Source organism: Vreelandella aquamarina, from assembly GCF_900110265.1.
Lineage (GTDB): Bacteria > Pseudomonadota > Gammaproteobacteria > Pseudomonadales > Halomonadaceae > Vreelandella > Vreelandella aquamarina.
Genome location: NZ_FODB01000080.1, coordinates 1 through 10,399 on the forward strand (window position 1 = coordinate 1; position 10,399 = coordinate 10,399).

Annotated in this window: 11 protein-coding genes; 7 read left to right on the forward strand and 4 right to left on the reverse strand. The window is 55.0% G+C overall.

Translation table 11 applies throughout. The annotated features are described in order from the left end of the window. The 4 genes from BMY49_RS16010 to BMY49_RS16025 form a co-directional block, all read left to right on the forward strand. A partial coding sequence (locus BMY49_RS16010; RefSeq protein ID WP_143058150.1) for a SapC family protein occupies positions 1 to 348 on the forward strand: 348 nt, incomplete at its 5' end. 120 nt (positions 349 to 468) lie between these two features. Continuing rightward, entirely contained in the window at positions 469 to 981 is a 513-nt protein-coding gene (locus BMY49_RS16015) for an opioid growth factor receptor-related protein (RefSeq protein ID WP_089676033.1), read from the forward strand. Between the two features lie 398 nt (positions 982 to 1,379). Beyond that, positions 1,380 to 2,597: an MBL fold metallo-hydrolase gene (locus BMY49_RS16020; protein WP_054641750.1), complete on the forward strand. Its 1,218-nt coding sequence runs from the start codon at positions 1,380 to 1,382 to the stop codon at positions 2,595 to 2,597. Between the two features lie 33 nt (positions 2,598 to 2,630). Continuing rightward, entirely contained in the window at positions 2,631 to 3,908 is a 1,278-nt protein-coding gene (locus tag BMY49_RS16025; RefSeq protein ID WP_244154994.1) for an O-antigen ligase family protein, read from the forward strand. Between the two features lie 46 nt (positions 3,909 to 3,954). Here the strand turns inward: BMY49_RS16025 and BMY49_RS16030 are convergent, their stop codons facing one another. Genes BMY49_RS16030 through BMY49_RS16040 form a run of 3 tightly spaced genes read right to left on the reverse strand, consistent with a single transcriptional unit; the run spans position 3,955 to position 6,084 of the window. After that, entirely contained in the window at positions 3,955 to 4,788 is an 834-nt protein-coding gene (locus BMY49_RS16030; RefSeq protein ID WP_089676036.1) for a glycosyltransferase family 32 protein, read from the reverse strand. Positions 4,789 to 4,837: 49 nt separating this feature from the next. Then, complete coding sequence (locus BMY49_RS16035; protein WP_240312663.1) at positions 4,838 to 5,401, reverse strand: FlgO family outer membrane protein; 564 nt, start codon at positions 5,399 to 5,401, stop codon at positions 4,838 to 4,840. Positions 5,402 to 5,406: 5 nt separating this feature from the next. Beyond that, positions 5,407 to 6,084 (reverse strand): hypothetical protein, encoded by a 678-nt coding sequence (locus tag BMY49_RS16040; RefSeq protein ID WP_044630680.1) that lies wholly within the window; start codon positions 6,082 to 6,084, stop codon positions 5,407 to 5,409. 164 nt (positions 6,085 to 6,248) lie between these two features. Between BMY49_RS16040 and BMY49_RS16045 the strand changes: the two genes are divergently transcribed. The 3 genes from BMY49_RS16045 to BMY49_RS16055 all read left to right on the forward strand — a co-directional run bounded on the left by BMY49_RS16045 (position 6,249) and on the right by BMY49_RS16055 (position 9,856). After that, positions 6,249 to 7,286, forward strand: a complete 1,038-nt coding sequence (locus BMY49_RS16045) for an OmpA family protein (protein WP_089676038.1) — start codon at positions 6,249 to 6,251, stop codon at positions 7,284 to 7,286. A gap of 382 nt (positions 7,287 to 7,668) precedes the next feature. Next, on the forward strand, positions 7,669 to 8,616 hold the full coding sequence (locus BMY49_RS16050) for an HAD-IIB family hydrolase (RefSeq protein ID WP_089676039.1): 948 nt from the start codon (positions 7,669 to 7,671) through the stop codon (positions 8,614 to 8,616). Between the two features lie 19 nt (positions 8,617 to 8,635). Then, a complete protein-coding gene (locus BMY49_RS16055) occupies positions 8,636 to 9,856 on the forward strand; it encodes a glycosyltransferase family protein (RefSeq protein WP_089676040.1) in 1,221 nt (406 codons plus the stop codon). Between the two features lie 93 nt (positions 9,857 to 9,949). Here the strand turns inward: BMY49_RS16055 and BMY49_RS16060 are convergent. Further along, positions 9,950 to 10,399 (reverse strand): RNA-guided endonuclease InsQ/TnpB family protein (locus BMY49_RS16060; protein WP_143058109.1); only part of this gene is annotated, 450 nt, incomplete at its 5' end.

The window sequence follows — 10,399 nt, forward strand, 5'->3', positions numbered from 1 at the left end:
AAGGCTGCGCATGGTAAGCACCAAGCGACACAAAAAGCGCTGGCGGCCCTCGCTAAGGCTAACGTCATCACCCCCTGGCCAGAGGCGTTAAAAAGCCAGCTAGGCTTATCGTTCGACGGCCTGCACATGATTGACGAGAAAGCCCTCAGCCAACTGGATGACGAAACGTTCCTGAGCCTGAGAAAAGCCCAGGCGCTACCGATTGCCTATGCGGTGAATTTATCCATCCCCCAAACGCACCTGCTAGCCCGCTTGGCAAGGCTGAACCCCGGCTACGTTGCCGCCCCCGAAAACCTAGATAGCTTCTTTGATAACGATGAAGACTTGAGCTTTGATTTTGATGATTAAGGGTAAAGCGATGATTAAGGGAAAAACGACGATGAAGGTGACGTTACTTGCCATGGCGACGCTGTTGACTGGCTGTAGTGGTGTGCCATTCGTCCCGTTTATTTGAGAGAGAACGAGGCCTTGAGCAACTCCGTTACCCCGCTGATCACCTTCTACCGGGGTGAAGGCACCGACCACCAAAATCGGCTAATCGATGATATCTGGGCCTTGTCGTCCTTCTGGCTGGAACATACCCACGACTATATCCAGTGGTTGTTTCCGATTCCCGAGGCGGGGCGCTTCAACGGCTTCGCGCCGCTGCTGGGCGAGGCGGAGTGCACTGCTTTTGCTAACGACGAATCACTACGTACGAATCAGCGCCGCTCGCTAGACGTGATGCTGGCTTTTTTTGGCTTAATGCGCGACGAGTGTCACATCGAAGCGCTTCCTACACTCAACATGAGCGAGCATATCTGGCTGAAGCGCGGTGGCCACAACCACCTGCGCATCTCCCGGATCATCCGCAGCCTGCATCTTTGCCACCAGCCCGAGTTTGCGGCGGCCTTCCAGCAGGCGGTGATCGAGATCGGCACGACGCAGGGGATGGTGTCCGAACAGTCGATTGCCTACTGGCGAGCGGCCAACCAGCCCTGAGGGCGTGTGACCGATAGCCGTTACTCCTGGATTTCGAGGATCACGATCTGGAAGGCGCGATTGTTAGTGTACTGATCCTCTCGGCGTCGGAGCAAAGGCGGAGACACCGCTTTTGACGGTTAAGACACCGGTGGTTGGGTTTGGGTAATGTTGAAAACTACACCATTGCCACAGAGGAGCTACTTCTAGAAAGAAATAGGTAAGGGCATAAGGACGTGGGGTTGATGGAGAAGACCGGACGCCAGTTCGATGACAAAGAACCCAGCCGGGGCGAGATCCTCACCAGTACCTATCCTACCCACCCTTCCCAATGTAGAACCCGGTGCCTTGTGTCTATGAAGTGCCGGGTAAAAGTAGTAAACAGGTTCTACTCTTTCCTTCCAAGGGGCACTGGAAAGATGCATATCGACCATGTTGGGCGCTTGCCTTATTTGTTGGCCGCCGGGTTTACGGGGCCGATTTTCTGCTCCAAGCCATCGGCCAAGCTGCTGCCACTGGTCATCGAAGACGCCTTAAAGATTGGTTTTACCCGCGATGCTCGGTTAATTGAGCAGTTTTTGCATCGGGTGGAGCAGCAGTTAGTGCCATTAGCGTTTGGTAAGTGGCATAACGTCACATCAACACCTACTTGCCATGTGAACATGAAACTCCAGCGCGCGGGGCATATTTTAGGCTCCAGCTATGTGGAGGTTGCCCTGCGCGACCCTCTCAACAAGCGGCGGCAGCGGGTGGTGTTTTCAGGTGATTTGGGTGCCGCCAACTCCCCCTTGCTGCCAGCACCAAAAGCCCCGGCTAAAGCGGATGTGCTGGTGTTGGAATCTACCTATGGCAATCGCCTGCACGAAGGCCGCTTGGATAGAGCCGCTAAGCTAAAACAGGCCATTGAGCGCGCGCTCCATAATAACGGCACGGTAATTGTGCCAGCGTTTAGCATTGGCCGTACCCAAGAGTTGCTATATGAGCTTGAGGGTATTATTCACCGTGCGGATAAGCAGTCATTGTGGAAGTCGTTAGAAATTATTGTCGATTCGCCGCTGGCAGCGCGCTTTACCCAGGTGTACCGAGACCTCCAGCCATTTTGGGACAGCGAGGCGCAAACCCGCGTTCGCGCTGGCCGTCATCCGCTGAGCTTTGCATCGCTCTATACAGTGGATAGCCACGCAACCCATGAGCAAACGGTGCGCTATTTAGCCGAAAGCGGGCGGCCTGCGGTGGTGATTGCTGCTAGCGGCATGTGTGCCGGTGGGCGGGTGGTGAACTATTTAAAAGCTATGCTGGGTGATGCGCGCCATCAGGTGCTATTTGTAGGTTACCAAGGCGCTGGCACGCCGGGGCGGGATATTCAGCGCTATGGCCCCCAGGGTGGCTGGGTGATGTTGGATGGCGAGCGTTATGACATTAAAGCGGGGGTGACCACCATCAGTGGCTACTCTGCCCACGCGGATCAAGCGGGGTTATTGGGCTTTGTTAAGCAGATGCGCCACTGGCCGCGTAGCATCCATTTGGTACACGGGGATGCCGAGGCCAGAAGGGCGCTAAAAGTGGCGCTTGAATCGTTAGCCGCTAAACACGGTAAGACGCTGAAGGTAACGTTACCGGTGAATCAGCTAGAGTAGCTAGGTTGGGGCTATGCTACTATCAGCGGCTTTATGACGCTGGTTAGGTTAGTGACCTGTATGTTAAGCCCCAATGTTCCCCGTTCTGAGCCGTTGTCTCACGTTACCAGTCTCGCTGTATTTTTGATGGGCGCGCTGGCGCTGGTGGTGCCTTCTGGTTACTCCGTTGGCCCCGTACTGCTCCTGCTGGCGAGCACTGCTCTGCTATTTAAGCGCTTTAAGTTCTCCTCCTTTGTGCTGCTCCCCCAAGATCGCTGGATCATCGTAGCGTTAGTGGCCTACGGCCTGGTGGTGGGCATTATGTCGGCGGTTGAGCTTGGTTCTCGTGGTTTTGATAGGCCGTTGCGCTTTTTATTGGCCATCCCGGTGCTGCTGCTGATACTGCGCTACCCGCCGCGTTTAAGCTGGCTATGGGGTGGGGTGGCGCTAGGCGCTATTGGCGCCGGAAGTTTGGCGCTGTGGTTGAAGCTCGTAGAGGGCGTTGCGCGGGCGAGTGGCTTTCTGCACGCGATCCAGTTTGGCAATTTAAGCATGCTAATGGGTGTGCTGTGCTTTGCAGGCTTGGGCTGGGCGGTGGTTCAGCGCCAACGTCATGCGTGGGTTGCCTTGCTACTGCTGGGGGCTTTGCTGGGGATGCTGGGCTCGTTAATGTCCGGCAGCCGTGGCGGCTGGTTGGGGCTGCCGGTGGTCGCGTATGTACTTTACCGTGGCTATGGCCGCCAGTTACCGATGGCGATAAAAGCAGGAGCGGTAGGGGCGGCGCTTGCCTTAGTTACAACAGTCTATTTGCTGCCGCAAACGGGAGTTCAGCAGCGGGTTGAGGCTGCCGTTAGCGATGTTAGCCACTATGTATCCGGTACTGAAACTGATACATCGCTGGGCTTGCGTTTTGAAATGTGGCGCGGGGCTGCTCAGTTAATTGCCGAGCGGCCACTGCTGGGCTGGGGCGAGGCTGGCTATCGTGAGGCTTTGGGGGAGCTAGGCGAGCAAGGTGTTATCTCCCCCGTGGCGGCGGAGTTTGGCCATGCCCATAATGAGTTTATTGATGCCTTTGCTAAACGAGGGCTGGTAGGGCTGGCCGTGCTGCTCATGCTTTATATGATCCCGATGAGGATGTTTGCCCCTAGCTTATCGCACCCTGATTTGCCCACTCGCTCATTGGCGGTAGCGGGCACGCTGTTACCGGTCGCATTTATTGATTTTGGTTTATCGCAAACTTTTTTGGCCCATAACAGCGGCGCTACTTTCTATGCGTTTTGGTTAGCGGTGCTATGGGGGAGTTATCGTGCAAGAAGGAGAATTGTGTCGTAAAGGCCGGGTGGGGAAATAAAGCTGGGTGCGCGGCACCCAGCTTTATTTAGTTCGCATCGTTAAGCGGTGCCTCTTCAGCTGCTGCAGGCGCTACAACCGCAACGGTTTTTTGCTCCCGCGTCCATTTACCCGCTTTTTTATCAATGTACTGAAAGTGCTCGTTGGTAAAGCTGCCCTGGTTACAGGCGTGGCGGTAAGACACGGTAGGCACGTTGGCGTGGGTTAGTCTCTGGATAAATACCCCAGGCCCGGTAATGTCGAACACATTAGTCAACTCATTCTGCTTGATATTGACGCTAATTTGCTCAATGAGCAGCGCCAGATTAGGGTTGTTAGGTTTGCTGGCAATAAAGTAGTTGCTTAGCTCGCCCTTACGGGTAGTAACATAAAGCTCGTCAATATTGTTAGGTATCACGCTGCCAAGTGGCCAAATGGCGTGGGCATCGATATCCAGGTAGACCCCGCCATGCTTTTGCAGTACCAGCAAGCGCCAAAAATCCGCCTGGGCGGCACCAATTTGCAGCCGTGAGTACTGCTGATTAATATCTTTGTCGTAGTGCTCGGCAATGAATGCTTTTCGGGCTTCGGTAATCATAAACCGATACTCAAAGCGTGGGGCCATCAGACGGTTGAACAGGTAGTTGAGATAAACCGGCAGAGTGACTTTATTGGTAAAGTTGGTTTGCCAAATAATACGTGGAACTACCGAATCATTTTTAGGCGCTAACCAGGGCGCGGAGCGCTCTGGCAGCGTGAAGCGCTTGTTGGGAACAATAGCGTGAAAGACATAGCTGAGTAACTTGGTAATGTTAGCAAATAGCTTAATAAAACGGCTAACAACCACTATCAGCGTTTTGTTGGTGGTAGGCCTTGTAGGCATGAGAATCCTTTTAAATTAGTTCCGTGCGTAACGGTTAAGCGAAGGGGCGTTACCAGCCTCCTTGGCCTTCCAGTAGGCTACGCATGTTATTGTCGAGCGGTAGCTGGAAATCTGCGCTACCCAATACCATGGCATCGCCAGCGCGAACTACCCGTGCGCTCACATAGAGGTAATCCTGCCCTTGGGCATAAGTTCCCATCAAAATCGAGCGGGCGTTGTGCTGGGCGCTAAGACGTTGAACCTGGCGGGAGAGAATAAGTTCACCCACGCTCTCTTCAATAAACATGCTGTCACGCATTTTGACTTCGCGAACCTGCATGCCTTGCTGTGCCAAAGCGGACGCCATGATCTCCGAGCTAATACGGCCAAAAGTAGAGGATTGGCTTAGGTTATCGATGCTGACAAAGGTAGCGGCAATCATGGGGCTGTAGCGGGTCAGGTCTGGGTTGTTCGCCACCATCTGCTGCGCTGCCTGATGGGCAAGCTGAGAAAGATCAGGTTTAGGCTCTTCCGGTTGGGCATTACTGCCTAGCGTCGAGCAGCCCGTTAGCACCAGCATAGTGAACAGCAGCATCATTACGCGAATAGGAGCGCACAGAGATCGTAAAGACATAAACATTACCAGGTGTCGGTGATAGAAACTGTTGGCGTGGTGGGCGCTTGGGGAACCCGGTGCGGCGCGTAGTGACGGCGGTCACCTGCATTAATGTAATAGATATTGGAGGAGGAGTAGAGGATTCGTTCGCCGTCTAAAATTTGGGTGGTAATAATCACTTCTTCATTGCCGGTATGCGTCCAGCTGCCGCTGGTAATATCGGCAGCAATCGCACCAGGGATAAGCGCTAATGCAGGTTCGCTCCACTGATTATAAGGAATGGTGGCCACAGCAATGCCAGCGGTTAAGGCGGTGAATGCGCCCACGGGCGGGCGTATAAAGCCACGATCTCGATGCGTCACAACTTCAACATCGACATGAATGTTGGCGGTATTCGCTGTGGGAACGGTCATCAATGTCGCGCCGCGTGATACTAGCTCGCTGGTGAGCAAAGTACGAAAGCCCCGACCAAACTCGCCGCCACTATAGGCAGAGGCGCTGCTTTCTTCTGCGGGGGTAATGTAAAAATCACGAAAACGCACGCGTTCGCGTTGTAGGATTTGGGTAGCTTCATGGCGTGCGAGTACATCCCAGTGATGGGCTGCCTGCATGCGCTGCTGTTCCGTGTAAGGGTAAGTGGTGGCGATAGGTGCCTGTGATGTGTTGGCATAAAAACAACCACTCAGCATCAGGCTGACCATTCCCAGGCCAACGGGGCGTAAAAAGTGGACAATGGGGAATGACGTGGGAAGAATGCGCACCTGATAGTTCCTTATCGCTACTAAACATCTATTTGATAGACTAGTTTGCCATGCTTAGCTTAGATCGGCCACGAGGTTAGAAACTTGAATGAGTGATAACACCCATGCTTGAAGACCACCGCAGCGGCCCACGCCATGATGCGCTGTTGTCTGCGTACCCCGAAGACGAGAGCAATAGCGGCTGGATGATTAGCTACATCGACATTATGACGCTGTTGGTGGCACTGTTTGTAATTATTATCGCCGCAGCTGGGGTGACAAGCCCGGAGTGGTCTTCTGCGGATAACCAGGTTGAGCCTGATAACCTCATTGTGCGACCGCTGGAAGTGCCGCTGCCAGATGTGTTGGATGAATTTCGTTCACAACGTAGCCCGGTGTTGGCCTCCACTCCTGGAACGCTAAATCCGATGGCGATTAGTGCCGCGCTGGGTGTGGCGGGTTTACCCACCCGTTCTGTCTCCACCTTCAGCGTGCCGCCGCTATTAGCACTCCCTGAGCCAGCAGAGCTAACGCCGGCCGATGAGCTACCGTTCGTTAAGACGCTGTCTGAACGCCTGACACCGATACTTCCTACTCCTTTGGTGCGCGTAGAAGAAGAGGTGGCCACTTCGCCCATGGCAGATTATATGGTGCTGCTGACAGATCGCCCCCCGGTTAATGTTCAGGAAATCAGCGATGAGGCCATCAGCAGCGCCCTAGCGCTGGACACAAGCCTGCCTGAGCGCGTTGAAACGTCAGCGTATCTGCCAAATTTAGAGGGCGTAGAGGTCTCCCGTGTGGCGGAGGGTATTAGCTTGCGGGTGCAAGATAGGCTGCTGTTCCCTTCTGCTACGGCGGAGCTTACCGAAGGCGGCTCATCGTTGGTGGGTAGCCTGCTGGAAACCATTCAGCGCTACGATGGTGAAGTATGGGTAGAGGGGCACTCCGATAGCCAAACCATTAACACGCCGGAGTTTTCATCTAACTGGGCGCTTTCAAGCGCCCGTGCTATCGCCATTGTAGAAGCCTTGGAGGAGGCGGGTGTGGCTTCTGAGCGTTTACGGGCAGTGGGCCTAGCGGCGACCCAGCCGTTAGAAGATAACAGCACGGCAGAAGGGCGTGCCCGTAACCGCCGAGTGGAAGTGGTCATCCATGTGGAGTAGGGCGCACTAGCCAAAGGGTAAGCACAATAAAAAAGCCCGCCGGGGGGGGGAGGCGGGCATTAAAGGGCTTGGCTCACTGCAGCCCACTGACATCAGGTGAGGGGGTCTACGTGAATGTCAGTGAGTACAATATGAGTATAGCTATTTATGAGATTTCGCCAAGCGCTTGTGCAATTTTTTGTAGGCTTTTAGCTCACCTTTTTTGCACCTATTTGGTGCTTTTCTGATGCGCTTTTTTGGTGCTCAAGCCTTCAGCGCCCTTTCTTTGATTTTAAGTATTTGATTTATATTAGATGAACTTCATTGGCATACATTCTGCTTTATTGCTTATCTGAAAGAGACGCCTGCGTAACGGCTTTTAAGATTGCAATAAGGTGGTGCCATGACCGAACAGACTCGCACTGCACATACTCAGACCGAGTTGCCTGATATAGCGCTGTCGCCCGGTAGTGCTGACCCAGCGCTTCAACCGCGCTTGGTGGTCACTGACCTAGACGGTTCCTTGCTAGACCACCACAGTTATGACTTCTCACCAGTAGCGCCTTGGCTGGCGCGCCTAAAAAAGCAGGGCGTGCCCGTTATACCGGTCACTAGTAAAACCCGTGCCGAACTTATTTCCCTGCGTGAAGCGCTAGGCCTGACAGCTACCCCATTTGTGGCGGAAAACGGCGCTGTGATTGGCCTGCCACCGGGCTGGTGTCACGCACGGCTAGACCGCCCAGGTAGTGGCCTGGATGGCGTGGTGGTTAAACACACTGGAGTAGATGTGGGCTTTATCCGGGCACGGCTTAACGTCTGGCGCAAACGCCTGGGCGTTCGTTTTACCCGTATGAGTGAGCTGGATATTACCCAAGTCATGGCGCTTACCGGTTTAGATGAACCCCGTGCCAAGGCTGCCCGAAAGCGTGAAGGCAGCGAGCCGCTTATCTGGGAAGACGACGAGGCCGCGCTGGCAAACTTTCGCTTAGCGCTTGAGGGCGATGGGTTGACGCTGACGCAAGGCGGGCGCTTTTGGCACGTAATGGGCAAAGCCTCTGATAAAGGCAGCGCCGTTGACTGGCTGGTTAAACGATTTACCGCTTTACGGGGTCGTGCGCCGCTCTCATTAGGGCTAGGCGATGGCCCCAATGATATCTCTATGCTGGATGCGGTCGACCAAGCCGTCGTGATTAAAGGCTGTCACGACTTAGCGGTGGTTCCCACAAACACCGCGCTTTATCGCACTAAGGAAACTGGACCAACGGGCTGGGCCGAGGGGGTAGCCCACTGGTGGGGGCGAGACGACCGCCGACTAGCGGCGGTACTCAGCCAACAACCAGAAACGGCCTAACCCAAAAGGGGATCAGTGAATGAGTGACTTTCATCAAAATGGCGTTATCACCGATTTTCATAACCTAACTCGCCGCCCGGTAGAGGCACTGGAGCAGGAGCTGTGTCAGTTTGCTAAGCGTCGCCCGATGGGGTTGATACTGCCGTCGCTGTTTTCCGAGCTGGAAGGTCCGGCGCTTTCTGCCATCGTGGATGAGTTAGTGAAGGTGCCTTACCTCAACGAGATTGTAATTGGCCTGGACCGCGCCGACCGTGAGCAATTCTTGTACGCCCGGGAGTTTTTCTCTCGCTTGCCCCAGCATACGCGCATTCTATGGAACGACGGGCCACGCCTACGCGAGTTAGACGCCGAGCTGGAAAGCCACGATCTGGGAGCGTTAGAACCAGGCAAAGGGCGCAATGTGTGGTACTGCGCAGGTTACGTGCTGGCGTCTGGCCGCTCGTCGGTGGTGGGATTACACGACTGCGATATCCTGACCTACGACCGCAGCCTGTTGGCTCGGCTCATGTACCCCGTGGCTCATCCACGTTTTAACTACCGCTTCTGTAAGGGCTACTACCCGCGCATCGCGGAAGGAAAACTGAACGGCCGCGTTTCTCGGTTGATGGTGACGCCGCTGCTGCGGGCACTAAAAACGGTATGCGGGCCGCTACCCTATTTGGACTACTTAGATAGCTTCCGCTACCCGCTCTCTGGGGAGTTCGCAATGCGCAGCGATGTGCTGGAAGGCATCCGTATTCCTGCCGACTGGGGGCTGGAAATTGGCGTACTCTCTGAGCTGCAGCGCAACTACTCCCACCGCCAGCTATGTCAGGTCGATATTGCCGATGCCTACGATCACAAGCATCAGCCCGTTAGCGAAGATGACGCCAAAGCAGGCCTTAACCGCATGAGCCTGGATATCGCGAAAGCGCTGTATCGCAAGCTGGCCACCCAAGGCGTAAGCTTTAGCAGTGAAGACTTCCGCACGCTAAAAGCCACGTACTATCGTTTAGCACTTGATTTGATCGAAGCCTACGACCACGACGCCACCATGAATGGCCTGAGTTTAGACCGTCACTGTGAAGAGCAGGCGGTGGAGTTATTTGCCAGCAACCTGCTGGAAGCGGGCAACCTGTTTTTGGATAACCCCCGCGAACGGCCATTTATTCCTAGCTGGAACCGCGTTCAGGCCGCTGTACCCGACATACTGGCGCGGATGCACGAAGCGGTAGAGTTGGATAACCAGGGCAGGGTGTAGCTGGGAACTGACACTCCTCGCCCGCCGCGCTTCGCGCTTTGGGCGAGGGTTCTGAGATCACCCCCAGAACCTTCCTGCTTCCACACGCCTTCACTAGATAGCAGCTAGGCCGCTGCCCTCCGCTCCGGTCGCTCCACAGGCTAACCCCGCCAGCCCGGCGGTTTGTATATTCCTGGCCGCGTTGATGTCGCGGTCAATGGGATAGCCGCAGCTTTCGCAGTGCCAGTGACGTTGCGACAGCGGCAGTTTCTCAACCTTGTAGCCACAGCCATGACACCGCTTGCTGCTGGGGAACCACTGGCTCACTTTCACCAGTTGGCGCCCCGCCCAGGCGGCCTTGTATTCCAGTTGCCGGACGAACTCACCCCACCCGGCATCGCTAATGGATTTAGAAAGCCGTCTATTCTTGATCATACCAATGATATTAAGTGACTCGACGCACAGGACTTGGTTTTCGTTAATGAGTGCGCGGGTCGCTTTGTGGGTAGCGTCACGGCGACAGTCGGCGATCTTGGCATGTAGCCGTGCCACTTTCCGGCGGTG